22 protein-coding genes are annotated in these 24626 nt (G+C 66.3%); all 22 read left to right on the top strand.

Annotated features, from left to right (window positions below):
* Positions 1-188 precede the first annotated feature (188 nt).
* Positions 189-1949 (top strand): FAD-dependent oxidoreductase, encoded by a 1761-nt coding sequence (locus BW991_RS21895; RefSeq protein ID WP_076604239.1) that lies wholly within the window; start codon positions 189-191, stop codon positions 1947-1949.
* Positions 1946-2347 (top strand): hypothetical protein, encoded by a 402-nt coding sequence (locus tag BW991_RS21900; RefSeq protein ID WP_076604240.1) that lies wholly within the window; start codon positions 1946-1948, stop codon positions 2345-2347. Before BW991_RS21895 ends, BW991_RS21900 begins: the two co-directional genes overlap by 4 nt.
* A 215-nt stretch (positions 2348-2562) precedes the next feature.
* Complete coding sequence (locus BW991_RS21905) at positions 2563-4227, top strand: DUF1302 domain-containing protein (RefSeq protein WP_076604241.1); 1665 nt, start codon at positions 2563-2565, stop codon at positions 4225-4227.
* 38 nt (positions 4228-4265) lie between these two features.
* Positions 4266-5651, top strand: a complete 1386-nt coding sequence (locus BW991_RS21910) for a DUF1329 domain-containing protein (RefSeq protein WP_076604242.1) — start codon at positions 4266-4268, stop codon at positions 5649-5651.
* Positions 5652-5730: 79 nt separating this feature from the next.
* Positions 5731-6855, top strand: a complete 1125-nt coding sequence (locus tag BW991_RS21915; RefSeq protein ID WP_244551785.1) for a WD40/YVTN/BNR-like repeat-containing protein — start codon at positions 5731-5733, stop codon at positions 6853-6855.
* 15 nt (positions 6856-6870) lie between these two features.
* The gene (locus BW991_RS21920; RefSeq protein WP_076604244.1) at positions 6871-9360 is read left to right on the top strand and encodes an efflux RND transporter permease subunit; all 2490 of its coding nucleotides are present in this window, start codon (positions 6871-6873) and stop codon (positions 9358-9360) included.
* Positions 9361-9423: 63 nt separating this feature from the next.
* Positions 9424-10170 (top strand): SDR family oxidoreductase, encoded by a 747-nt coding sequence (locus BW991_RS21925; protein ID WP_076604245.1) that lies wholly within the window; start codon positions 9424-9426, stop codon positions 10168-10170.
* Positions 10167-10895 (top strand): EthD domain-containing protein, encoded by a 729-nt coding sequence (locus BW991_RS21930; protein ID WP_076604246.1) that lies wholly within the window; start codon positions 10167-10169, stop codon positions 10893-10895. Before BW991_RS21925 ends, BW991_RS21930 begins: the two co-directional genes overlap by 4 nt.
* A 64-nt stretch (positions 10896-10959) precedes the next feature.
* Positions 10960-11730: an SDR family NAD(P)-dependent oxidoreductase gene (locus BW991_RS21935; RefSeq protein WP_076604247.1), complete on the top strand. Its 771-nt coding sequence runs from the start codon at positions 10960-10962 to the stop codon at positions 11728-11730.
* Positions 11731-11760: 30 nt separating this feature from the next.
* On the top strand, positions 11761-12816 hold the full coding sequence (locus BW991_RS21940; RefSeq protein WP_076604248.1) for an NADP-dependent oxidoreductase: 1056 nt from the start codon (positions 11761-11763) through the stop codon (positions 12814-12816).
* 34 nt (positions 12817-12850) lie between these two features.
* On the top strand, positions 12851-13609 hold the full coding sequence (locus BW991_RS21945) for a glucose 1-dehydrogenase (RefSeq protein WP_076604249.1): 759 nt from the start codon (positions 12851-12853) through the stop codon (positions 13607-13609).
* A 326-nt stretch (positions 13610-13935) separates the two neighbouring features.
* The gene (locus BW991_RS21950) at positions 13936-14745 is read left to right on the top strand and encodes an SDR family NAD(P)-dependent oxidoreductase (RefSeq protein WP_076604250.1); all 810 of its coding nucleotides are present in this window, start codon (positions 13936-13938) and stop codon (positions 14743-14745) included.
* A 129-nt stretch (positions 14746-14874) separates the two neighbouring features.
* Entirely contained in the window at positions 14875-15366 is a 492-nt protein-coding gene (locus tag BW991_RS21955; RefSeq protein WP_076604251.1) for a nuclear transport factor 2 family protein, read from the top strand.
* Positions 15367-15451: 85 nt separating this feature from the next.
* Positions 15452-15865: a hypothetical protein gene (locus BW991_RS21960; protein WP_076604252.1), complete on the top strand. Its 414-nt coding sequence runs from the start codon at positions 15452-15454 to the stop codon at positions 15863-15865.
* Entirely contained in the window at positions 15862-16827 is a 966-nt protein-coding gene (locus tag BW991_RS21965; RefSeq protein WP_076604253.1) for a phosphotransferase family protein, read from the top strand. Before BW991_RS21960 ends, BW991_RS21965 begins: the two co-directional genes overlap by 4 nt.
* Positions 16828-16914: 87 nt before the next feature.
* Entirely contained in the window at positions 16915-18132 is a 1218-nt protein-coding gene (locus BW991_RS21970; RefSeq protein ID WP_139335982.1) for an Rv3169 family protein, read from the top strand.
* Between the two features lie 39 nt (positions 18133-18171).
* Positions 18172-19311 carry an Rv3169 family protein gene (locus tag BW991_RS21975; RefSeq protein ID WP_076604255.1) on the top strand — a complete coding sequence of 380 codons (1140 nt, stop codon included), beginning with the start codon at positions 18172-18174 and terminating at the stop codon, positions 19309-19311.
* 197 nt (positions 19312-19508) lie between these two features.
* The gene (locus BW991_RS21980) at positions 19509-20036 is read left to right on the top strand and encodes a nuclear transport factor 2 family protein (RefSeq protein ID WP_076604256.1); all 528 of its coding nucleotides are present in this window, start codon (positions 19509-19511) and stop codon (positions 20034-20036) included.
* Positions 20037-20292: 256 nt separating this feature from the next.
* The gene (locus BW991_RS21985) at positions 20293-22251 is read left to right on the top strand and encodes an oxidoreductase (RefSeq protein WP_076604257.1); all 1959 of its coding nucleotides are present in this window, start codon (positions 20293-20295) and stop codon (positions 22249-22251) included.
* Between the two features lie 46 nt (positions 22252-22297).
* A complete protein-coding gene (locus BW991_RS21990; protein WP_076604258.1) occupies positions 22298-23335 on the top strand; it encodes an NAD-dependent epimerase/dehydratase family protein in 1038 nt (345 codons plus the stop codon).
* Between the two features lie 51 nt (positions 23336-23386).
* Complete coding sequence (locus BW991_RS21995; RefSeq protein ID WP_076604259.1) at positions 23387-23803, top strand: nuclear transport factor 2 family protein; 417 nt, start codon at positions 23387-23389, stop codon at positions 23801-23803.
* Positions 23804-23816: 13 nt separating this feature from the next.
* Positions 23817-24614 (top strand): SDR family NAD(P)-dependent oxidoreductase, encoded by a 798-nt coding sequence (locus BW991_RS22000; RefSeq protein WP_076604260.1) that lies wholly within the window; start codon positions 23817-23819, stop codon positions 24612-24614.
* Positions 24615-24626: the final 12 nt, after the last annotated feature.

Genomic DNA, 24626 nt, shown 5'->3' on the forward strand with positions numbered 1-24626 from the left:
CCGGACGTCACCTGTGTTGACCGTTTCACCGGAATGCGTTAATTCTGCATCGGAGCGGATGTAAGCCGACCGGTCGGTCGTGTTCATCTGTTCCGTATGGATCTGGTGCCGTATGTGCGCGACAGCGATTCGCATAGCGCGCGTGAGGCGGATTTTTCGGTTCGGGCTTGAAAATGCGGGGAATTGGCATGAACGGCAAGGAAGAGAAGGAGCTGGGGAAACTGTTGGCGCGCCGCAAGGTGCTGCTGGGCGCAGGGGCGGCGGCGGGCGCGGCGGCTGTCGCGGCCATGCCGGCGACCGCCGCGGCGCGCAGCCGCGATGAGCGGAAGTGGGACATGGAAACCGACGTGATCTGCGTCGGTTCGGGGGCGGCGGCGTGTTCGGCCGCCGTGACCGCGGTGGCATCCGGGGCGAAGGTCATCGTCGTCGAAAAGCTGCCGATGGCGGGCGGCACGACCGGCAAGTCGGGCGGCGTGACCTGGATTCCCAACAACCGTTTCATCGCGGCGAAGAACATGCAGGACAACCGCGCCGACTGTCTGCGCTACATGGCCCGCTATTCGCACCCCGAGTCCTATGACGCCGCCAGCCCGACGCTCGGGCTCGCGCCGGAGTCGTTCCGCCTGCTCGAGGCCTTCTACGACAACGGCTCGAAGATGGTCGAGTGGATGGAGGAGATCGGGGCAACGAAATTCCGCGAGTTCAAGGTGTGGGACGTCAATATCTTCCCGCCCGACTACGGCGACCACCTGCCCGAGAACAAGGCCAACAACGTGCGCGCGCTGGAGCCAGCGGTCGGGGCCGGGTCGACGACGGGGGGCAACAGCCTCGCCTATCAACTGGAGCAGTGGCTGACCAAGCGCAACGTGCCCTTCCTGCTCGAGCATCGCGCGGTCGGGTTGATCAAGGACGGCGAGCGCGTCGTCGGCATGGAGGTCCGCAACAACGACAAGTTGCTGCGCATCCGGGCACGCAAGGGCGTGATCTTCGGCACCGGCGGTTATTCGCACAACCTCGAACTGGTTCGGCTGCACCAGCCGGGCCTGTATGGCGCCTGTGCGGCGGTCGGCTCGACCGGCGACTTCATTTCGATCGCGCAGCAGGCCGGGGCGAAGATGGGTTCGCTGGGTACGGCGTGGCGCACGCCGGTGATCCTCGAGGACGCGCTCAACAACCGCGCGATCGGGCACGGCGTGTTCTTCGCGCCGGGCGACTCGATGATCCATGTGAACAAGTACGGCAAGCGCGTGGTGAACGAGAAGCGCAACTACAACGACCGTACGCGCGCGCACTTCGCATTCGATCCGGTGAATGCGGAATACCCGAACCAGTTCATGTTCATGGTGTTCGACGACCGCACCCTCAACCGCTATGCCGGTGCGCTGCCGCTGCCGCTCGACAAGCGCGAGTCGAAATGGCTGATCGAGGGGCGTGATTCGCGCGAGCTCGCGGACAACATCCGCAAGCGCCTGGCGTCGCTGTCCGCGGCGGTGGGCAACTACCGCATCGTGGACAGCTTCGCAGAGAACCTCGACGCCACCATCGAACGTTTCAACCGTTTCGCCGAGGCAGGACGCGACGAGGATTTCGACCGCGGCCTGCACGAGTACGACCGGCAGTGGCAGAAGGTGTTTTCGCCCGTCAGCAAGAAGAGCACCTACCCGGACAACGACAAGCCGAACGGCACCATGTACCCGATCGACCGCAAGGGGCCGCTGTATGCGGTGATCCTCGCGCCGGGCGCGCTGGACACCAATGGCGGGCCGGCGATCAACGAGAACGGCCAGGTGCTGGCCGCGGACGGCAAGCCGATTCCCGGCCTCTATGGTGCCGGCAACTGCATCGCCAGCCCGTCGGGGCCGGCCTACCTCGGTGCGGGCGGGACGATCGGGCTCGCGATGACGTTCGGTTATCTGGCGGGCCGGCACGCGGCGGCGCAGAAGGCATGAAGACGCGCGCTTGGGCGGCCGTGGCCGCCGCGATGGGCGCCGCGCTCGCCGGGGCCACGGCGGCCCATGCGCAGCAGGTGAGTTTTGCGCGCGACATCGTGCCGGTGCTGCGTACCCGCTGCGCCACCTGCCATCTGACCGGTGACGAGCCCGGCGGGATGAAGCTCTATCCCGCCGCGGCGTACCGCAGCATCGTCAAGGTCCGGTCGAAGGGGAGTCCGTTGCAGCTGGTCGTGCCGGGCGACCCGGCCGGCAGTTATCTGTTGCACAAGATCGAGGGTACGCATCTGGATTCGGGCGGCAATGGGGTGCGCATGCCGTTCGCGCAGCCGCCGCTGGAAGACGAGACGCGCGACCGGATTCGTGCCTGGATCGCCGACGGCGCAAAGGACAACTGAAACTGGTGGACGCGGGCCCGCGCGCGCATGGGCGTGCGGGGGCGGGTCCGCGTCGGCAGGGAGGTCGAAAAGGAAGTTGCAGTAGGAAGGAAGCATCAAGGGAGAAAGCCGGACAATGTTAAAACGAACCTGATGGTTTGTTTTGGTGGTTGTTGACAGGGACTCCCGGTCTGCCCGGGCCGGGAATATTAAAAAGAGGCGAGGAGGAAGGACACATGAGAAGAAGCAGGACGGGTGCAGGATGCGGGGCGGGCGGCAGGCGGGTTGCTGGCGTCGCGGCCGCGGTGGCGATGGCCTTTGCGGCGTCGCCGGCAAGCGCGTTCAAGTTCGACACCGGCAGTGACGACCTGGTGGTGCGCTGGGATAACACGGTCAAGTACAACATCGGCTGGCGTGTCGAGGGCCGCGACAACAAGCTGGGTGACGCGTGGGTGTCGCAGGCGACGAACCACGGGTGGGACAAGGGCGAAGTCGTGACCAACCGGTTCGACCTGCTTTCCGAATTCGACCTGGTTTACAAGCTCAACCATGGCTTCCGCATCTCGGCGACGGGCTGGAGCGACTTGGCTTTCGACGAGGACGTCAAGGGTCATCCGGCCTATCAGCGCGCGGGCCTGGGCACCGCCTATCCGCGCAACAAGTTCACCAGCGACGTGAAGCGCTGGTACGGCACGTCCGGCGAGTTGCTGGACGCCTTCGCGTTCACCCGCGTCGATCTCGGTTCCGTGCCGGTGAATATTCGCGCCGGCCGCCACAACGTGTATTGGGGCGAGTCGCTGTATACCTTCGGCAACAGCATCGCCTACGGCCAGGGGCCCCTCGACCTGCGCAAGGCGACCTCGACGCCCGGTATCGAGGCGAAGGAACTGTTCCTGCCGCAGAACCAGATCTCCGCCGCGGGACAGCTCACCGACAAGGTCAGCGTCGCGGCGAACTATTACCTCGAATGGGATCCGCACCGTCTGCCGGAAGGCGGCACCTATCTCGGCGGTGCCGACCTGAGCTTTCTGGGCGGCACCAATTTCCTCGGTTTTCCGGTGCTTGGCGACCGCGACCACGGTCCCCACAAGAAGCCCGGCAACACCGGCAGCTGGGGCGTGATGACGAAGATCAAGTCGGACACGCTCGGTGGCGATCTCGGCCTGTACTACCGCCGTTTCGACGACCGTTATCCGACGATGATCGCGACCCCGCAGGGCCTCGTCAATGCCTATGCCGAGGACGTCAAACTGTACGGCGTGAGCCTCTCCCGCCTGGTGGGAGCCGTGTCGGTAAGCGGCGAATTGTCCCGCCGCGAGGACACGCCGCTGGCGTCCAACGCCGGGGGCCTCGCGCTCGGCAGCACCTGGCACGGCCTGCTCAACATGATCGCCTACATCGGCCAGACGCCGCTGTTCGATTCGGCCGCGGTGACGGCAGAAATCTCGTACAGCCGTCTTGACGACGTCAATCGCTCGACCCGCGCCTTCTTCAAGCACAAGGACTCGAAGTACGGCGGGTGCACCGGCGGCGTCAAGGCCGGCTGCGCGACGGACGATGCATGGGGTTTCAACATCGGCATTACCCCGACCTGGTTCCAGGTGCTGCCGGGCATCGACCTGACGATGCCGGTGAACTTCGGTATCGGCCTCAAGGGCAACTCGCCGGCACCGCTGGGCGCCGCGCAGGATGCGGGTGCCTGGAGTATCGGGCTCGGCCTCGACATCTATTCCAAATACAACGTGAACCTCACCTACAACGACTACATCGGCAATTACACCACCGGCCCGAACATCACGCCGGTGCCGGGCGTGGGTGCGAGAACGTGGGAAGCGACGAACGGCGCGGGCATCCTGCGCGACCGTGGCTGGGTGTCGCTGACCTTCAAGACCGTATTCTGAGCCGCCCCGCAGCGGCAACAAGACACTGGAGCTGACAAATGAAACTGCATGGCAAGACTGTGGCATTGATGTTCGCGATGGGGGTGGCCGGCAATGCCGCCGCGGCGCCGACGGCGGACGAGATCAAACAGCTGGGCACGACGCTGACCCCGTGGGGGGCGATCAAGGCCGGCAATGCCGACAAGAGCATTCCGGACTATACCGGCGGCATCGAACCGCCCGCCGGCTATGACCCGGCCAAGCCGGGCTTCCGCCCCGACCCGTTCGCCGCCGAGAAGCCGCTGTACAGCATCACCGCTGCGAATGCCGCGCAGTACGCGGACAAGCTCACCGAGGGCGCGAAGGAGCTGCTGAAGAAGTACCCGACCTTCCGCATGGATGTCTATCCGACCCACCGCACCGCCAAGTATCCGAAATACGTCGTCGACAACACCCTGAAGAACGCGGCCACGTGCAAGCTGGCGGACAACCTGCTGCAACTGGCGGGAACCTGCTTTGGCGGGGTGCCGTTCCCGATTCCGAAGAACGGCGCGGAGGTGATGTGGAACCGCACGATGAAGTACGACCAGTATGCGTACTATTCGCCGGCGCAGACCTCGACGCTGGTCGACGCGCGGGGCCGCGTGATCCAGACCGGCGCCTTCGTGTACTGGCAGACTTTCCCGACGCTCAATCCTGCGCGGACGACGCCGCTGGGCGGCGACGAGATCCTCGAGTACGGGCGTGTCGACTGGACCGGCCCGGCGCGCAAGGCGGGCGAGATTCTAGTGCTGCACGATTCGGTGGACATGGTCAACGTCGGTCGCCGCGCGTGGACGTATCTGCCGGGCCAGCGCCGCGTGAAGCTTTCGCCGGACGTCGCCTACGACACCCCGAGCCCGGCAGGCGGCGGGGTGGGTACCGTCGATGACACCCAGGTGTTCTACGGCTCGCAGGACCGCTACGACTACAAGCTGCTGGGCAAGAAGGAGGTGATCATTCCTTACAACACCTTCCGCCTGCACGACGACAAGCAGTGCTCGTCGGAAAAGGTGTTCACGCCCAACCACCTCAATCCGGACTGCATGCGCTGGGAACTGCATCGCGTCTGGGTCGTCGAGGCGACGCTCAAGCCGGGCAAGCGCCACGTCTATCCGCGTCGCGTCATCTACTGGGACGAGGACATCCCGGCAGTCGGCATGGCGGAGAACTACGACGACGCGGGCAAGATCTACCGCGTGAGCCAGACCAACTTCTATCCCTTCTACGAGACCACCGGCCACAACACCCACGAATTCGTGGTGCATGACCTGACCAACGGTGCCTACGTGCGTCAGGCCTACACACCGGCCGGCGGCGGGATGATGGTGGTGACGAAGGAGTCCGAGGCCAAGCCGGTGAATTTCTACGAGTCGTCCGCGCTGAGCCAGGGCGGCGTGCGCTAGCAACGGAGAGGCCGTGCCCCGGGCACGGCCTCTTTCTTGTCGAGATTCACGCGCGGCACGCGCAATCCGGAGCATGAACATGAAGTGTCCAGGAATGGCGGGCGGGAGATTGCTCGTATTGGCCCTCGCACTGGCGGCGGGTCCGCTGGGGGCGGGATTTCAGGATCCGTCGGAGGTTCCCGCGCAGGCGAGCAGCCTCGCGGCGAAGAGCCCGATGACGGCGGTGGCGACGGCGGGCCGGCGTCTGGTGGCGGTCGGGCAGCGGGGCCATGTCGTATTCAGCGACGATGGCGGCAACAGCTGGACGCAGGCGCAGGTGCCGGTCAGCAGCGACCTGCTCGCGGTGCATTTCCCGTCGCCCGAGCTGGGCTGGGCGGTCGGCCATGGCGGTGTGGTGATCCACAGCGCCGACGGCGGCAAGACCTGGACGCGCCAGCTCGACGGCAAGTCGGCGTCGCAGTCGATCGTGGATTACTACGATCGCGCAGGGGCCGACGGCAGCCTGGCGCAGGCCGGCGAATACGCCACGCGCGAGAAGAACGTGGTCGCGATGGGGGGCACGCAGCCTTTCCTCGGGGTGTATTTCGAGGACGGGCAGCGCGGCTACGTCGCCGGCACGTTCAACCGCATCCTCCGCACCGAGGACGGCGGCAAGACCTGGGTGCCGCTGATGCACAAGGTCGACAACCCTCGCGAATTGAATTTCTTCAGCATCGGCGCCGGCGCGTCGGGACTGTTCCTGGTCGGCGAGACCGGCAGCGTGTGGAAGTACGACCCGGGTGCCGACCGCTTCGTCGCGGGCAACGTCGGCTATCACGGCACCCTGTTCGGTATCGCGGTCGGCGGCAAGGTGCTGGTGGCCCACGGCATGCGCGGGAGCGTATTTCGCAGCGCGGACGCGGGCAAGACGTGGCAGCGCGTCGATCTCGGCAGCAGTGCCGGCATGACCGGCGCGACGCTGCTCGGCAACGACGATGTCGTGCTCGTCAGCATGGCCGGCACGGCATACATGAGCACCGACAACGGCCAGTCGTTCAGGCAGCTGCCCCTTCCTCGCCCGATGTCCTACGGCGGCGTCGTCGCCTTCGGGGGACGCAACCTGGCGCTGGTCGGGGCCGAAGGCGTGAGGTCGGCAGCGGTCGAGGCTTCGCCGGGGCTTGGCATGGCCGGCGGGTCGGCGGTTCCCGGACGCGGTTCGAACTGAGAGCGGAAAAAAGACATGGCAGCCCATTACAAAAGCGTCGAGATGGCGGTGATCAGCGATCCGCGCAATTTCGACCACCAATCCGGCAGTTTCCTCGAGCGGATCATCTTCAATAACCGCATCGTGCTGATCCTCGCGTGTCTGTTGCTGACGGCGTTTCTCGGCTACCAGGCGAGCAGCCTGAAGGTCAGCGCCAGCTACGACAAGATGCTGCCGCAGGGGCATCCGTTCGTGCAGAACTACCTGCAGAACCGCGACGAGCTGCGCGGCCTCGGGGATTCGGTACGCATCGTGGTGGAGGCGGTCGACGGCGACATCTTCAACGCGGACTACCTGCAGCAACTGGCGAAGATCAACGACGAGGTGTTCCTGCTGCCCGGCGTCGACCGGCCGTGGATGAAGTCGATCTTTACCCCGGTGGTGCGCTGGACCGAGGTCACCGAGGAAGGCTTCGCCGGCGGACCGGTGCTGCCGCACGACTATGACGGCAGCCCGCGCACGATCGAGGACCTGCGCATCAACATCGCGCGCGCCAACGTCGTCGGCAGCCTTGTCGCCAACGACTACCGCTCCAGCATGATCGTGGTGCCGCTGCGTCCGCTCGATGCCGAGGGCAAGCCCGTCGACTACAAGAAGCTGTCCGACAGTCTCGACGACATCCGCTCCCGCTACGCCTCCGGCGACGGGGCGAAGGTGCGGGTCTACGTGATCGGCTTCGCCAAGCTGATCGGCGACCTGATCGCCGGTCTCGAGAAGGTCGCGCTGTTCTTCCTCATCGCGGTGGTGATCGCGGTTTCGATCATCTACAGCTACACGCGCTGTATCCGCAGCACGGTGCTGGTGCTGGGCTGCTCGATCATGGCGGTGATCTGGCAGCTCGGTCTGGTGTCGCTGTTCGGGTACCAGCTCGACCCGTATTCGATGCTGGTGCCGTTCCTCGTCGTCGCGATCGGTGTGAGCCACGGTGCGCAGAAGATGAACGGCATCATGCAGGACATCGGTCGCGGCACGCACCGTCTGGTGGCTGCACGCTACACCTTCCGGCGGCTCTTCCTCGCGGGCATGACCGCGCTGCTGGCCGACGTGGTGGGCTTCGCGGTGCTGATGATCATCGACATTCCGGTGATCCGCGAGCTGGCACTCACCGCCAGTATCGGCGTGGGCGTGCTGATTTTCACCAACCTGATCCTGATCCCGGTGATGCTGTCCTTCATCGGCGTGACGCCGGCGGCGGCCAAACGCAGCCTCGCCGTCGAACAGACCGCGAACGCCACGCCACATGGCTTCGATCTGGTATGGCGCGGGCTGGAGAAATTCACCCGTCGGCGCTGGGCGACGGGCAGCCTGGTGGTGGCGCTGGTGCTGGGCGTGGCGGGTTTTGCGACCTCGCTCAGGCTGCAGATCGGCGACCTCGATCCGGGGGCCCCGGAACTGCGCGAGGACTCGCGCTACAACCGTGACAACGCCTTCATCACGAGCAACTACGGCATCTCCAGCGACGTGTTCGCGGTGATGATGAAGACGCCCGACGACGGCTGCCGCAGCTATGAAACGCTGGTCGAGATCGACCGTCTCGACTGGGCGCTCGCGCAAGTGCCCGGCGTGCAGCGCACGGCTTCGCTGGCGGGCACGGTGCGCAGCTACATGGCGGGCATGTTCGAGGGCAGCCCGAAGTGGGCGACGATCAGCGACAACCAGAGTCTGATCGATCCGCAGATCAACAATGCGGTGTCGTGGAACTCCGAGTTCCTCAACTCGAACTGCTCGATCAGTACGGTTCTCGCGTATCTGGCCGACCACAAGGCGGCGACCCTCGACGGAGTAGTGCAGGCGGCCACCGCGTTCGCCGAACGTCACGGCAGCGCGGAGCGGCAGATCCTGCTCGCCGCGGGCAATGCCGGCGTCGACGCGGTGACCAACATCGTCGTGCGCGAGGCCAACCGCAAGATGCTGTTCTACGTGTATGCCGCGGTCGCGTTGTTGTGCCTCGTCACCTTCCGCAGCTGGCGCGCGGTCATCGTCGCGCTGTTGCCGCTGGTGCTCACGTCGGTACTGGCGGAGGCGCTGATGGTGCACCTCGGGATCGGCATCAAGGTGGCGACGCTGCCGGTGGTGGCGCTGGGCGTGGGCATCGGCATCGATTACGCGATCTACCTGTTGAGCGTGCAGCTGGTGTTCCAGCGCAGCGGCCACAGCGTCGGCGAGGCCTACCGCCGGGCACTGGCGACGACCGGCAAGGTCGTGGCCCTGGTGGGCGTGACTCTGGCGGCCGGCGTCGTGACCTGGGCGTGGTCGCCGATCAAGTTCCAGGCCGACATGGGCATCCTGCTGACCTTCATGTTCATGTGGAACATGCTCGGAGCGCTCATTCTGGTGCCGGCGTTGTCGCATTTCCTGCTGCGCGGCGAGTCGAGGGCAGCGCCGGTGGCCGACAGCAGCGCCGTGGCCGCGAGCGCGGTCCCTTCGCCGCTGCCTCACGACCGGACCGCCGCCGCGACGGCCTAGCCGGATCAACCCCCGGCCGCCATGGCGGCCGGTTCTGCTGCTCGTTTCTGTGTGGAGATCACTATGAAGAGACTGGAAGGGAAGGTCGCAATCGTTACCGGCGCGGCGTCCGGGCTGGGCGCGGCGGATGCGCGTCTGATGGCGGCGGAAGGCGCTAAGGTGGTGCTCACCGACGTCAACGTCGAGCTCGGCGGGCGCGTGGCGGCGGAGATTCCGGGGGCGATCTTCCTGCAGCACGACGTGCGCGACGAGTCGCAGTGGAAGGCCGTGGTGGCCAAGACGGTGGAGACCTTCGGGCGCCTCGACGTGCTGGTCAACAATGCCGGGCTGGTTCGCTTCGGTACCGTCGAGGACACCTCGCTGGATGAATTCCGCCTGCACGGCGCGGTCATGACCGAGGGAACCTTCCTCGGCTGCAAGCATGCGATTCCGGCGATGGCGAGGAGCGGCGGCGGATCGATCATCAACATCTCGTCGGTGGCGGCGATCAAGGGGCTGAGCCCGATCGTCTCCTACGCCGCGGCCAAGGGCGCGATCGTGTCGATGACGCGCAGCGTGGCCGCCCACTGCCAGGAACAGAGCTACCACATCCGCTGCAACGCGGTGCTGCCGGGCGCGCACGACACGCCGATGACGGCTTCGGCGATCAGCTCGCTCGATGCCGCGTCGGCGGGCCTCGAGCAGGTGCGCCACCACGGTCAGGGGCGGCCCGAGGATGTCGCCAACCTCGTGGTCTTTCTCGCCTCGGACGAGTCGCGCCACATCACCGGGTCGCAGATCGTCATCGACAACGGCGAGACCAGCCGGTGAACGCAGGGCAGGCCGCCGCCGGGTGCGGCGATGCGCTCAAGGTGATGAGCTTTCTGCAGCGGCGGCCGGACTTCACGCTGGAGGCCTTCAGCGACTACTGGCGCACGATCCACAAGGCGCACGCGCTGCGGCTCGTCGAGGCCGGCTACCTGCGCGGCTACATCCAGAATCACCGCATCGACACGCAACTCGAGGGATTCGTGTGGATGGCGGACGGGGCGCCGGAGCTGTGGATCGACGACATCGGCGCGTTGCAGCGGCTGGTGACGAGTCCCGAATACCTGCACGGGGCGGGACCCGACGAGGCGCGCTTCATGGTGCCGCCGGCGGTCGCCTGTGTCGCGCGCGAACGGGTGCTGTGCGAGGCAGCGGGTGAACTGCCCGATGGCGCGGTCAAGCTGATCCTGGTGTTCCGGCGTAACCCGCGGCTCGCGGCGGACGCCTTTGCGGCGCACTGGCTGGACGGGGAGGCGCCGCTGTTGCTGCCCGGGGCCGCACCGCTGCGGCTGACGCGGTATATGGCCGTCGAAGGGGCCGGCGAGCCGCCGTTCGATGCGGTCGAGTGCAGCTGGTGGGACAGTCTCGACAGCCTGCGGGGCGAATGGGCGCTGCGCGACGCGGCGCGCGGCCAGCCGCTGGTCGATCCGTCGGCCACGCGCGGCATGCTGGTGCGCGAGGAAGTGGTGGTGCCTGCCGGGTGGTACGCCCGCGTGGGCGCGGCATGAACGGGGCGTGCCGGATGGTTCGGCGGGTCGCAAATACGGCAAGTCCGAAAGTGAGGGAAAGACGATGGTTGCATTGACGCTCGATGGCAAGGTGGCGATCGTCACCGGCGCGGCGATGGGGATGGGGGCCGCGACGGCGAAGCTGTTCGCCGAAGCCGGCGCGCGGGTCGTGGTCGCGGATGTGGACGAGAAGACCGGACGCGAGGTGGTCGCGGAGATCGAACGCGCCGGCGGCGTGGCGATCTTCCACAAGGCCAACGTCGCCGTCGCGGCCGAGGTCGAGGGGCTCGTGAAGGCGACGGTGGAGCGCTTCGGCAAGCTCGACGTCGCAGTCAACAACGCGGCGGTGTCGCCCGACACGCATCCGCTGGCGGAAATGGACGAGGCGCAGTTCGACCGCGTCATCGCCGTGGACCTCAAGGGCGTGGCGCTGTGCCTGAAGTACGAACTGTCGCAGATGATCCGTCAGGGGCATGGCGGCTCCATCATCAACATCGGTTCGGTGAGCTCCTTCCGGCCGCAGCCGACCAACGGCGTCTACGTTGCCGCCAAACACGGCGTCATCGGCCTGACCAAGGTCGCGGCGCTGGAAAACGGTGCCCACAACATCCGCGTCAACGCGGTGGCGCCCGGTGCGATCGACACGCCGATGCTGCGCGGCGCGCTGCGCGAGTACAACCTCACGGAAGAGCAGTTCGCGCCGCAGTTGAGCCTGCTCAACCGTTTCGGGCGCGCCGACGAGGTGGCCCAGGCGAGCCTGTGGCTGGCCTCGGATCTCGCCTCCTATGTAACCGGGGCGACGCTGAGCGTCGACGCCGGCTACGTCAGCCGCTGAGCGGCGCACACTGCGGCCACGGAGTACAAGATGACCGAAATGAACAAGCAATGGATTCTCGTGCGGCGGCCCGAGGGGGCCGTCAAGCGCAGCGACATGGAGCTGCGCGAGTCGCCCGTGCGTCCGCTGGAGGCGGGCGAGACGCTCGTGAAGATGCTCTACCTGGCCATGGACCCCGCCACGCGCGGGTGGATGGCGCCCGGCGGCGGCTATACCGAGCCGCTGCCGCTGGGCGGGCCGGTGATGGGGGTTACGATCGGCCGCGTCGTGGAGTCGCGCAACCCGCAGATGAAGCCCGGCACCGTCGTTGCCGGCGTCGGGCACTGGGCGAAATACATGATCGCCGGCGAGCGCCAGATTTCGCCGGTGCGTTGCGGCAACCTCGGCGTGCTGTCGCCGATGGATACCTCGCACGGCTTCGACTTGCCGATGTACCTGCACGCGATGGGTACCAGCGGCGGTACCGGCTGGTACGGGCTGATGGAGGTTGCGGGCATGAAGGCCGGCGACAAGGTGCTCGTGAGCGGCGCGGCCGGCAGCGTCGGCTCGCTGGTGACGCAGATGGCGCGGCTCAAGGGGGCGGCGAAGGTGGTCGGCATCGCCGGCGGACCCGCCAAGTGCGCCGAGGCAGTGCGCGATTACGGCTGCGACGTGTGCATCGACTACAAGGCCACCGACGACATCGCTGCGGCCATCGCGAAGGAGTTTCCCGACGGCATCGACGTGTATTTCGACAACGTCGGCGGCGAGATCCTCGATGCGGCGATGGGCAACCTCGCGAAGTGGGCGCGCATCGCGGTGTGCGGCATGATTTCCCAGTACAACGCGCTGGAGGCACCGCCGGGGCCGCGCAACATGTGGAACCTGCTGGTCAAGACGGCACGTATCGAGGGTTTCCTCGTGTCCGACTATTTCGGCACGCCGGCCTGCGAGGCGGCCTATCGCGAGATCGGCGACTGGATCCGCGACGGCAGGATGGTGGCGAAAGTCGACGTGCGCGACGACTTCGACAACGTCCCCGACGTGTTCAACCAGTTGTTCAGTGGCGGCAACGACGGGCGCCTCGTCGTGAAGGTGCCGGACTGAACGCGCGGTGACGGGAGCGGGGCAGGGAGGGCGCGTGAACGCGGAGTTCGAGGGCAGGGTGGTGGTGGTGACCGGCGCCGGCACCGGCATCGGGCAGGCCACGGCGCTGGCGTTCGCGCGTGCGGGGGCGCGGGTTGCCGTTGCGGACGTCGCGGAACGCGAAGGGCAGGAGACGGCGGCGCGCATCATTGCCGAGGGCGGCAGCGCGCGTTTCTTCAAGGTCGATGTCAGCCGTGCCGTCGAGGTCGAAGGGCTGGTCGCGCAGGTGGCCGGGGATTGGGGCCGCATCGACGTGATGCACAACAACGCCGGGGTGACGCTGCCGTCCACGCCGATCACGGAGCTGTCGGAGGCCGACTTCGACCGCGTCATCGCCGTCAACCAGAAGGGAGTCTGGCTGTGCATGAAGTACGGCATTGCGCAGATGCTGCGCCAGGGGGGCGGGGCGATCGTGAATACCGCGTCGGCGCTGAGTTTTCGCGGCCGCGCGGGCGGATCGGCGTATGTCGCGAGCAAGCACGCCGTGGTGGGACTGACGAAGACCTGTGCGGTGGAGTACGGCGGCCGAAACATCCGCATCAACGCGGTGTGCCCCGGCATGATCCGCACCCCGATGCTGGACGACCGCACGCGCGACCCGGACCGCGAGCGGCGCCTGGTGGCCCTGCACCCGGTGGGACGGCTGGGCACCGCGGAGGAGGTCGCGGACTGCGTGCTGTGGCTCGCCTCGGACAGGGCCGCGTTTGTGCACGGAGCGCTGGTGTCGGTCGACGGCGGCTGGGGGGCCTGCTGAGCGATTTCCGTGGGTTGGATTGCAGTTGTGTTGCGGCCCAGCGGAAAGCTGCAAAGGGGCTTTCGGAGCTCTAAAAAAACAAGTTGACTTGTTTGTTTTCGCGGCGTAACTTGGGTATATGGCAGGCGTATGAATGAATCAATGTTGTTTATGTGCCTGCCCTGACCCGACCGGCGACAGGGCAGGGGGGTGCGGCGGACAGTGCGCTTCAGGCCGCTTCCCGCCACCGCCGGGATGTTTGCAGGACGAGTTTCTTTTCACACCGGAAGTGCGTCGCCGATCGCGGCGAAGGCTTTCGTAAACACTCAAAACACCGGAGGAAGACAATGGGCATTCTTGATGGCAAGGTCGGCGTGATTATCGGTGCCTCGAGCGGCATCGGCTGGCGCATGGCGGAGCGTTTCATTGAAGAGGGCGCACAGGTCATCGTCGCGGCCCGTCGCATGAACAACCTCGAAAAGCTCGCGGCGCAGACCGGTGCGATTCCGATGCGTTGCGACATCACCAACCACGACGACGTCAAGGCGGTGGCCGACGCCGCCGTGAAGCGCTGGGGGCGCATCGACTTCAGCATCAATTCGTCCGGCGTGGTGCGCCCGGCGATGATCGCCGACCTGACGCCCGAAGGGATCAAGGAAGTGACCGATGTCCAGCTCAACGGCTCGTTCTACTTCCTCAAGCACTTCGGCAACGCCCACGCGGCGACGGGCGGTGGTTCGGTGATCAGCGTCACCTCGACCACCGCCGTGCTGGTGCCGGTGGGCATCTCCAGCTACTCGGGCTGCAAGGCCGCGATGCATTTCGTGACGAAGATCGCCGCGCGCGAATATGGCCACGCCAAGGTGCGCTTCAACTGCCTCGCGCCGACCTTCGTGCCGACGGCGATGAACAGCTATGGCGGCATGACCCCGATCGACGAGACGCGCGTCGACATGTCGACGCAGAACACCCCGATCGGCATCGCCTTCATCAAGGAATCGCCGCTGGGCCGCATCACCACGGTGGATGACTGCGCCGACGTCGCGCTGTTCCTCGCCAGCGACCTGTCGTCGTCGATGACTGGCCAGACCCTGCCGGTCGACTGCGGCAACCACCTGATGCGCCTGCCGGATGTGACCTCGGAACCGGAAACCTGACGCTGTCCCCGACGCGGTCAAGCGCCTCGCCGTGACCCCGGTCCGGCGGGCGGCCGCTGCGGGTGGCGGGTGGCCACGGGGCGTGGCCCGCCCGCCGCACTTTCGAAAATATACCGAACGGAGTGTGAGATGGCGGTTAGCGAGGCGGAAATCGAGATTGGCAAGCGGCTTTTCCTGGAAGGGTGGTGCGGCAGTACGCCGGACTCGTTCGTGCCCTTCGTCACCGAGGATTTCGTCATGCGCGACACGCTGTCGCATTCGGGCGATCTGGCGGGGCACGCCGAGCCGATGCGCGGCCACAAGCAGGTGATGGACTTCTGGGGCTGGGCCGCGGGCAAGCTGCGCGTGGTGCCGGAGGAGGTCTATGTCAATGGCGATAACGGCATGGCGCTGTCGTGGATGATGTATCTGCAGATCACCGATGACAGCAAGGGGCCGGAGAACAAGGGGCGCTGGCATTGCGGCGAGGGCATGTCGCGGCTGGAGTTCCGTGACGGCAAGGTGTGCCTCGAGATCGATTACTGGTCCGGCCCGCAGGGCATGTGCGACGACTGGGAAGCGCACTTCAACCGCCGCCGCGCGATGACGCGCCCGGAGCGGGGCGCCATCACCGGCGCCTGAACGGCGACGGTCGCCATTACACACGAATTCAACGCATGTCGCGGAGTACCGGAACATGACCTTACCAGTCCCACCCGATCCCCGGGTGATCATTCAAAACAGCATCGTTACCCTGCGCGAGGTCATCGCACCTCTGGCCGAGGATGAATGGGCGCGTTTCAATGCCAGCCTGCTGATCGGCGCGCTGGAGTATGCGCTGGGCGGCCTCGACCGCGACCGCGGCGCCGAGCATCGCAGCGCGCTGGCGGCCAGTGTGGCGAGCCTGAAAGCGGTCGTCGACAAGAACGGCGACAACGAACTGCTCGCCGCATTCGCCGAGAAGTCGCCGTTCGTGGCGGCGTCGCAGATGCTCGTGTGGGGGCAGAACCACCCCGGCGACACCGCCGCGGCGATCCAGAAGACCCTGCGCGCCGAGCTGTACGCGCAGCTCGACGAGGAAATCGGCGCTGCCGCGCCGATGATGGGGGCATTTGTACGTGGCATGGCGGGTGAAATATGAGCCTGAAAAAACGTGAGAATGAACTGAAGGCCTACCTCGCCCGGATGTTGAAGGCGAAGGGCGAGGTCGGACTGTGCGGCGAGAAGCGCATCACCATGGGGCAGTCGCGGGCGATGTACATCCTCGACGTCGCCTACGAGGGTGAGGAAGGACCGGTCGAGAGAAAGGTCGTCGCCCGCATCGAGCAATGGGGGCACCTCGGTTCGGACAGCCGCAACGAGGTCGCGACGATGCGCGCCCTGCACAAGGTCGATTTCCCCGTCGCGAAGATCCTGTCCTACGAGACTACCAACGACGTTCTCGGGCAGCCTTTCTTCACGATGGACTTCGTTCCCGGATCGAGCGTGTTCTCCGAGGAGGTCGTCGACGAGTATCTGCAGCTGCTGCACAAGCTGCATCGCGTCGATTACAAGACGCCGGACTTCGAGCACCTGGAGCGTCCGGAGTCGCTGGCGGCACCGGCGCGCCGGGCCGTCGACCACCTGTATAGCGTGTACTGCGCGCATGTCGTCGGCGAGCCTTCGCCGCTGGTGGCCGAGTGCGTGCAGTGGCTGCACAACAATGCGGTGCCGGCCGAGGAAATCACCCTCGTGCATGGCGATCCCGGGCCGGGCAACTACATGCACCACAACGGCCGCATTGCCATCCTGAACGACTGGGAATTCACCGCCCTCGGCGACCCGTACGACGACTGGGCCTACGTGATCTGGATGCGCGGTGCGCCGTACCTGCCCGAAGAGGACTGGATCGCACGCATCGAGCGCACCATCGGCAAGCCGCTCGACCGCAGCCGCCTGCATTTCTGGAAGGCGGTGAACATCCTGAAAGGCGTGTGCCTGGATCAGACCTCGCACAAGCTCTACGTCGACGGCGTGAATCCGGCGCCAAACCTGCTGGCGATCGCCACCGCGGTGCATCTCGACGTCGTCAAGAAGCTCTGCGCGACGGTGCTCGAGGGCTGATCGCAGCGGCGGGGCCGGCGCCTTGTTCCGGCATCGTGGCCGGGCGGCGGGCGCCGGCCCCTTCTTTATATTCGCAGGAGACGCTGCATGAGCAGACAGTGCAGGCTGACGGAGATGGACGAGTGGCCGCGCCACCAGACGCTGGACACCTTCGACGTGGTGGCCAACCCGAGCCCCGGCTGGAGCGACGGCTACTGGTTCTGCATCGGTGACCCGAAAGGCGAGGTCAACCTCATCACCGCGATCCGGCTCTATCACAACACCAACGTGATGGATGCCTACGTGATTGCCAGCACCGGCGACGGGCGGCAGCACAACCTGCGCGCCAGCCGCCGCCTGCGTCCGGCGATCGACGACATCCGCGTCGGACCGTTCTGGCAGCGCATCGTGCGCGGCCTGCGCACGATCGAGTTCGGCTGCGAGGACAACAGCCACGGCATCGCCTTCGACATCCGCTGGGAGAGCGCGGCGCCGCCGTATTACGAGGCTCCGGCGGTGCAGCATTTCGCCGACGGCCGGCTGGTCAGCGCCCGTTCCAACTACGTGCAGCTCGGCTACGTCTCCGGCACGGTGCGCATCGGCGACCGCAGCTGGAAGTTCGGCCCGCACGACGGCTGGACCGGAGCGCGCGACCATTCGTGGGGCATGGGCCACACCGGCGAGGGCGAAAAGCCCAACCGCCATGCCGCGCCGTCGCTGGTGGCCGGCAGCAAGTCGCTGTGGGGTTCGCCCGGCATGCGCCACTGGGCGCTGGTGCGCTTCCCCGAGAGGTCGCTGTTCTACGGCTTCAAACGCAACCAGGACGGCAGCTATTCGGCATCGGGAACCGGCTTCCAGGACGCCAGCACGATCCACAGCCGCGTCGACTACCCGTACGAGTCCGAGCGCGATGGCTGGGCCTACCGCGACGTGCGTATCGGCGAGCACACGTGGCAGGGCGGCTTCCCGCGTCTCGAGAGCGGTCGCGTCGACCTCATCCGGCCGGATGGCGGCGCCGACCGTTTCCGCATCGACGTGCTGAGCAAGCCGGTGTACATGCAAGGCGGCGGTTACTGGGCCGGCTGGAACGACAAACTCGGGCGCGGCGTGTACCGCGGCGAGAACGTGCTCGAGGGCGAGGTGTGGGACGTCTCGCATCCGGTACGCGTGTTCGACCTGCAGGGGAACGAGGTTCCGGCTCCTCCGGGAGCGGAATACGCCGAGCAGTTCGCGCGCTTCACCAATCTCGACGATCCCGACGAGGTCGGGCTCGGGATGCTGGAGGCCGCGATCATCGGCGAATTCGACGGCATCACGAATCCCTGACGTACCTCCCGTCACAACCCTTTTCGACAGGCATCCGCCGTGAAACTGACGCGACTGGACGAATATCCGCGGCATCAGCTGGGGCTGACTTTCGACAGTGTCGGCACCAGCTCGCCGCACTGGAACGACGGCTACTACTTCGCGCTCGGTGACGCCGCGGGGCGCGTCGGCTTCTTTTCCGGGCTGCGCCTCTACGCCAACAACGACGTCATGGATGCGTTCACCTGCGTCGCGTCGGGCGGGCGGCAGCACAACATGCGCTTTTCGCGGCGGCTGCGGCCGCGCATCGACGAGCTCGACTGCGGCGCGATGGCGGTGGAGATCGTCGAGGGGCTGCGCCGGCTGCGCATCCGCGCCGGGGACAATCCGTACGGGATCCGCTACGACCTCATCTGGGAAGGCGTCACCGAACCCTACAACGAGGAATACGTGCGCCAGTGGTCCGGCGGCCGCCTGGTCGGCGAACGCAGCAACTACGCGCAGGTGTGCTCGGTGACGGGCTGGCTGGAGGTCGGCGGGCAGCGCCATGAAGTCGACGCCACGCGCTGGACCGGCGTGCGCGACCACTCGTGGGGGCTGGGCGGGACCGGCGGCCCGGTGCTGGCGCATGCCGCGCCCGGGCGGCCGTCGGCACCGATCGGGCTGCGCCAGTGGGTGTGGATCCGCTTTCCGGACCGCACCGTCTTCTGGCAGTTCCACCGCAGCGCGGCCGGCGTGCTGACGATGTTCGAAGCGGTGTGCGTGTACCCCTACGGCGACGCGCGCGAGGCGTTCGCGTACCTCAATATCGAGCACGAACTCGAATTCGTGCCGGGAACGCGGCGCCTGCTGCGTGGCACGGTGTCGCTGCAGCGGCCGGACGGGGCGTGGGAGCGTTTTCTCGCCGAGGTCATCACCGATCCGGTGTACCTCGAGGGGGGCGGCTACTGGCAGGGTTTCGACGATCACCTCGGGCGCGGCATCTACCGGGGCGACGAGCATCACGAGGGCGAGGTGTGGGACGTGTCGCAGCCGGGAAGGCTGGTCGATCCGGCGGGGCGCGTGAAGGCGCGTGCCGATGCGTGGGCGGAGAATTTCGGCCGTTTCACCAACCGCGACAATGACGCCGAAACGGGCATCGGTCACCTCGAATGCGTCGTTTGCGGGCCGTATCCGGGCTTTCCGGACGAGGCGCGGTGAGGTGTGATGAGGCCCGCGATTCGGCATCGGGCGGGCATTCCGGGCCGTTTCCGGATCTACAAAAAAACAAGTTGACTTGTTTGTTATGCGGGCGTAACTTGCCCGGAAAGAACAGGCGCATGGCGACCGGCAATGCAGGTCATGCCGCAAATGACGCCGGACGGGTTGCAATGACAACACCAGGGATGGAGACAGCAATGAATATGGATTCGGCCAACCGCCTGCTCGACGAGCTGGCAACGAAGCAGGCGCTGTACGAACTGAGCGTCACCTACTGCCGCGGCGCGGACCGCGGCGACGCGGACCTGTTCGGGTCGGTGTGGACCGCCGACGCGCAGGTCGACTGCGGCGGTTTTCAGGGGCCGGCGAGCGAATTCGTGCGCATCGTGACGACCCCCAGCGAGATGCGCGAGCGCAGCTTTCATACCGTCACCAACCACCACTTCCGCATCGACGGCGACAGCGCGCGCGGCGAGGTGTACGTGTTCGCGGCGAGCACGGTGAACCTGGGCGGCGAGCGTCTCGACCAGCTCATCGGCGGACGCTACATCGACGAATACCGTCGCAGCGGTGGCGTGTGGAAGATCGCGCGCCGCACTTTCGTTTTCGACTGGGACATCAATCAGCCCGTCAGCGCGATGGTCGAGGAGAAGCGCCTCATCGGCGAGATTACCAAGCGCGGCCGTTACGACAAGGACGACCCGTCCTGGGCGCTGCTCGGCTGAGGGCCGGCCGCGGCTTGCGCTTCGGCCGCCGTCGGCGCGCCTGTTTTCCCCGTTTCGTTCCGTAGATCGCCGCATGCCGTGAGGTGTGCGGGCGGGTTCGCGCGGGCAATGCACGGTGGGTCAGTTTGCGGCGGCGGGAGGCCGGAGAAGTCGGGCCGCCGGCAGAGATCACAAAAAAAGCAACCGCAACAGAGAGGCGGAGCCCATCACCTGCGGGCCGAGGCGACCCGCAGCAAGCGAAACGGAGGAGTGAGACGTGAAAATCCTGAGTCCCTTGCAACTGGGGTCGATCGAACTGAAGAACCGCGTCGTGTCGACGGCGCATGCTGCGGACGTGAGTTTTTTTCAGCCGGGTTCCAGCGGCGAAGGCTACATGGCTTACCAGGAGCGGCGCGCCGAAGGTGGCACCGGCCTGATCATCTTCACGGCGATGCACGTACACGAAACCTCGCCAAACCTGTTCCACTTCCTCTACGAGGAAAAGGACATCCGCAAGAAGTTCGCGCAGATCTCCACCCGCCTGCACCGGCACGGCACGAAGTGCATCTCGCAGCTGTTCCACTACGGCGTGACGGGCAAGTCCGACTGCCGTGCGGATTTCCAGCCGCTGTGGGGTTTCTCCGGCCAGCCCTCGTCCGAGGGCGAAGGTTCGCACAAGATGAGCGACGACGAGATCGAGGAGGTCATCGACTCCTTCGTCCGCACCGCCGTGGTGGCCGTCGAGAGCGGCATCGACGGCGTCGAACTGCATGGCACGCACGGTTACCTGATCCAGCAGTCGTTCAGCCCGTGGGGCAACAAGCGCACCGACAAGTGGGGCGAGCCGATGTATTTCGCCAAGACGCTGGCGAAGCGGGTGCGCGATGCGATCGGACCGAAGGCCGTGATGGGCTTCCGCCTGTCGTCGGACGACTTCATCCGGCCGGAAGACGGCGGCCTCGGCCACGAAGGGCTGTGCAAGGTGGCGTCGGAGCTGGTCGGCACCGGCCTGTTCGATTACCTGAACCATTCCGAGGGCGCCGGTGGTGTGCATTACGCTCGCGCCATCGGCTCCTACCGCCACCCGTTCGGCGAATTCCTGCCGCTCACGCGCGGCCTCAAGGAAGCGATCGGCGGGGCCGTGCCGGTGATCGGCGTCGGCAAGATCCCGACCACCGATCTGGCCGAGCAGGCGCTGCAGGCCGGCGACTGCGACCTCGTGGGCATGACGCGTGCGCAGATCGCCGATCCCGACATCGTGAAGAAGCTGCAGGCCGGGCAGGCGCACCGCATCCGCACCTGTACCGGCGCGCAGCAGGGCTGCATCGACCGTGCGATCTACTTCAACATCAGCTGCTTCCACAACCCCGAGGTCAACGAGGAAAACCGCTTCAAGGCGCTCGATGCGGTCAAGACCGAGCCGAAGCGGGTGCTGGTGATCGGCGGCGGCCCGGCCGGCATGAAGGCGGCCGAGATCGCGGCGCGCCGCGGCCACGACGTCACCCTCGCGGAAGCCTCGGGGCGGCTGGGCGGCCGGCTCAACCAGGTCGAAACGATGGGCGCGGCGGCCAACCTGCTGTCATCGACCGCGTGGGTCGAGCAGGAGTTGCAGATCCTCAAGGTGAAGATCCAGACGCAAACCCGGGTCGACGAGGCCTTCGTCAAGTCGTTCGCCCCCGACGTGATCGTGCTCGCCACGGGCGCGACGCCGAACACCGAACTGGGTGTCAAGTCCGACGGATCGGTCCCCGTCATCTCGTCGGACGATGCCGCCCAGGGGCTGTTCAACGGGCAGAAGTTCGACCTGAAGGACACCCGCGCGCTGATGGTGGACATGCGCGCCAACTACGAGACCGCGTTGGTCACGGAAAGCCTCGCCAAGCGCGGCAGCGCGGTCACGGTGATCACGCCCTTCCTGCATTTCGGCGCCAACATGGGCTTCACCAACCTCAACGACTACCTGAACCTGCTGCCGAAGCTGGGCTGCAAGCTGTTGCCCAACACGGTCCTCACCGGCATCCGCGACGGCCGGGCGTCCTTCCGCGACGTCTACAGCGGCGAGGTGCAGGAGCACGAGTTCGACTTCGTCGTCGCCGGCATCGCGCCGACGCCCGCTGACGAATTGCTGGAAATGCTCAAGAAGCACGCGAAGGTGGTGACGGCGGGCGACGTCGTCGCGGCACGCTCGGCGATGGAGGCGTTCCGCGAGGGTGACCGCGCCGGACGCACCATCTGAGATCGCGGCGCAGAAAAAAACAGATAGACAGGGTGGAGGCGACAGCATGAAAGCATTGGTACTCGGGGGCTCGGTATTCGTCGGCAAGCACATGGTGCAGACGCTGGTGGCGGGCGGGCACGACGTCAGCGTGCTCAACCGCGGCAAGACGCCGGCGCAGCTGCCGGCGGGCGTGAAGCAGATCGTGGCCGACCGCACCAGCGCCGAATCGATGCGCGCAGCCTTGCGCGGCACCGACTGGGACGCCGTGTTCGACGTATCCGGTTTCATCATGGCATCGGGCGGCGAGGATGTGCAGACGCTGCTGGACCTGTTCGACGGCCACACCGGCAGTTACGTCTACACCAGCTCGGTGATGGCTTACGAACAGGGGCGCGGCGTGTTTCCGTGGCGCGAGGAGGATCCGTCCTCGACCGAGGGGCCCGCGACCTATGGCGGCTTCAAGGCCACCATGGAACGCGAACTGATCAAGCGTCACGGGAAGACCGGGTTTCCGGCGACGGTGATCCGTCCGGCGGCGATCTACGGCCCGGACAACAACATCTTCGACATGGAAGCGCCGATGTTCATCCGCCTGCGCCAGGGGCGGCCGATCCTCGTGCCGCATGGCGGGCTGGTGACCGTGTCCTACGGTCATGTCGACGATCTGTGCGAGGCGATGGCGAGCTGCGTCGGCAACCGCGCGGCGGCCGGGGAGATCTTCAACATCACCGGCGAGGCCGTGACCGCGAACGAGTACGTGCGCACGCTCGCGGAAATCGTCGGCGCTAAGCCGGAGATCGTGCCGGTGCCCGACGACCTGCTGCCGCACCTCACGAAGCCGGCCTTCGGACACCTGTTCGGACAGTTCTTCCACAGCTCGCTGAGCATCGAGAAGGCCGGCCGTCTGCTCGGCTTCAAGCCGCGCTACGACTTCCGCACCGGCCACGCGCAGACCTACGAGTGGTTCCTGCGGCAGGGCCAAGCCGACGACGCGACGCCGCGTGTCGACGCGATGTGGCAGGCAACCTGGGATTTCGACTACGAGGCCGAGGTCGCTGGGCGCATCAAGGCGGTGCTGTCCGGACCGGACCGCTGGAAGTGAGCGCCCGGTCGCACGACCAACCCCTTACCGCCTGACAAGGAGTAGCCATTCATGAGTCAACGCGATCCGCGCATCGACCTGGCCGAAAAACTGTTTGCCGCCTGGAGCAGCGGCAATGCCGATGCGCCGAAGCCGTATCTAGCCCCGGACTGCGTGCTGTACGACATCGTCGGCGGCGAACACCGCGGCTGGGACACCATTCGCAAATTTTTCGCCGAGGGCCTCGCGCTGTGGCCCGATCTCGTGCTGCTGCCCGACCAGTACTGGGTGAACGACAAGGGCGTCGCCCTCAGCTGGGTGATGAGCGCAACGGTGCAGGACGACATGTTCGGCCCCGCGGCGCGCGGGCGGAAGTGGCGTTCCGAGGGGATGAGCTTCCTCGAGATCAGCAACGGCGTGGTCACTCGCGAAGCCGACTACCACGACAGCGGTGCCATCCATAAATCACTTGGCATCGCCAAGACCTGAAACGGGAGAAGTCATGAGTAATGCAGCGAAGGCCGGCAAGCTTGCCGGCAAGGTGGTCGCGATCACCGGCGCAACCCGCGGCATCGGGCGCGGCATCGCCGAGGCCTACCTCGCGGAAGGCGCGAAGGTCGCCATCAGCGGGCGTTCGGAGGCCAAGGGCCGCCAGGCGATCGAGGAGATGAATGCCGGCGACAACGCGTATTTCATCGCCGGCGACGTCACGAAGCAGGCCGATGTCGAAGCCTTCATCGACAAGACCGTCGAACGCTACGGCACTATCGACATCCTGGTGAACAACGCCGGCGGCTCGTCGGGCTTCAACCCGGTCGTGGATCTCTCCGACGAGGCGTGGAACGAGGCCCTCAACTGGATGCTCAACGCGACCTTCTGGGGTACGCGGCGCGCGCTGCGCTACATGATCCCGAAGAAGTGGGGCCGCATCATCAACATCTCCTCGGTCGAGGGGCGCCAGGCCAACAAGATCGCGGTCTCTCACTACATCACGAACAAGCATGCCATCAACGGCTTCACGAAGGCGGTCGCGTTCGAGAACGGGCCGATCGGCATTACCTGCAACGCCATCCTCGCCGGTGCGGTCGAGACCGACCTGATGATGACCGTCGGTCCGAAGGTCGCCGAAACGCACGGGATTTCGTACGAGGACTACAAGGTCGAGTACGCCAAGAACGCGGCGATCAAGCGCCTGAACACCGTCGGCGAGGTGGCGGCGATGGCGGTGCTGCTGGCGTCCGAGGAAGGCGGCGGGATTACCGGCGCGATGCTCGATGTGAACGGCGGCACCTCGATCTGAACCCCTGACGTG

The organism is Aromatoleum tolulyticum, from assembly GCF_900156155.1.
In the GTDB taxonomy this organism is placed as follows: Bacteria; Pseudomonadota; Gammaproteobacteria; order Burkholderiales; family Rhodocyclaceae; genus Aromatoleum; species Aromatoleum tolulyticum.

What these genes read in the sequence shown, in the direction of transcription:
- BW991_RS21895 (WP_076604239.1), top strand. Translation starts at nt 189, where the DNA reads ATGAACGGCAAGGAAGAGAAGGAGCTGGGGAAACTGTTGGCGCGCCGC.
- BW991_RS21940 (WP_076604248.1), top strand. Translation starts at nt 11,761, where the DNA reads ATGACCGAAATGAACAAGCAATGGATTCTCGTGCGGCGGCCCGAGGGG.
- BW991_RS21935 (WP_076604247.1), top strand. Translation starts at nt 10,960, where the DNA reads ATGGTTGCATTGACGCTCGATGGCAAGGTGGCGATCGTCACCGGCGCG.
- BW991_RS22000 (WP_076604260.1), top strand. Translation starts at nt 23,817, where the DNA reads ATGAGTAATGCAGCGAAGGCCGGCAAGCTTGCCGGCAAGGTGGTCGCG.
- BW991_RS21910 (WP_076604242.1), top strand. Translation starts at nt 4,266, where the DNA reads ATGAAACTGCATGGCAAGACTGTGGCATTGATGTTCGCGATGGGGGTG.
- BW991_RS21965 (WP_076604253.1), top strand. Translation starts at nt 15,862, where the DNA reads ATGAGCCTGAAAAAACGTGAGAATGAACTGAAGGCCTACCTCGCCCGG.
- BW991_RS21970 (WP_139335982.1), top strand. Translation starts at nt 16,915, where the DNA reads ATGAGCAGACAGTGCAGGCTGACGGAGATGGACGAGTGGCCGCGCCAC.
- BW991_RS21995 (WP_076604259.1), top strand. Translation starts at nt 23,387, where the DNA reads ATGAGTCAACGCGATCCGCGCATCGACCTGGCCGAAAAACTGTTTGCC.
- BW991_RS21905 (WP_076604241.1), top strand. Translation starts at nt 2,563, where the DNA reads ATGAGAAGAAGCAGGACGGGTGCAGGATGCGGGGCGGGCGGCAGGCGG.
- BW991_RS21915 (WP_244551785.1), top strand. Translation starts at nt 5,731, where the DNA reads ATGAAGTGTCCAGGAATGGCGGGCGGGAGATTGCTCGTATTGGCCCTC.
- BW991_RS21925 (WP_076604245.1), top strand. Translation starts at nt 9,424, where the DNA reads ATGAAGAGACTGGAAGGGAAGGTCGCAATCGTTACCGGCGCGGCGTCC.
- BW991_RS21900 (WP_076604240.1), top strand. Translation starts at nt 1,946, where the DNA reads ATGAAGACGCGCGCTTGGGCGGCCGTGGCCGCCGCGATGGGCGCCGCG.
- BW991_RS21920 (WP_076604244.1), top strand. Translation starts at nt 6,871, where the DNA reads ATGGCAGCCCATTACAAAAGCGTCGAGATGGCGGTGATCAGCGATCCG.
- BW991_RS21955 (WP_076604251.1), top strand. Translation starts at nt 14,875, where the DNA reads ATGGCGGTTAGCGAGGCGGAAATCGAGATTGGCAAGCGGCTTTTCCTG.
- BW991_RS21980 (WP_076604256.1), top strand. Translation starts at nt 19,509, where the DNA reads ATGAATATGGATTCGGCCAACCGCCTGCTCGACGAGCTGGCAACGAAG.
- BW991_RS21990 (WP_076604258.1), top strand. Translation starts at nt 22,298, where the DNA reads ATGAAAGCATTGGTACTCGGGGGCTCGGTATTCGTCGGCAAGCACATG.
- BW991_RS21950 (WP_076604250.1), top strand. Translation starts at nt 13,936, where the DNA reads ATGGGCATTCTTGATGGCAAGGTCGGCGTGATTATCGGTGCCTCGAGC.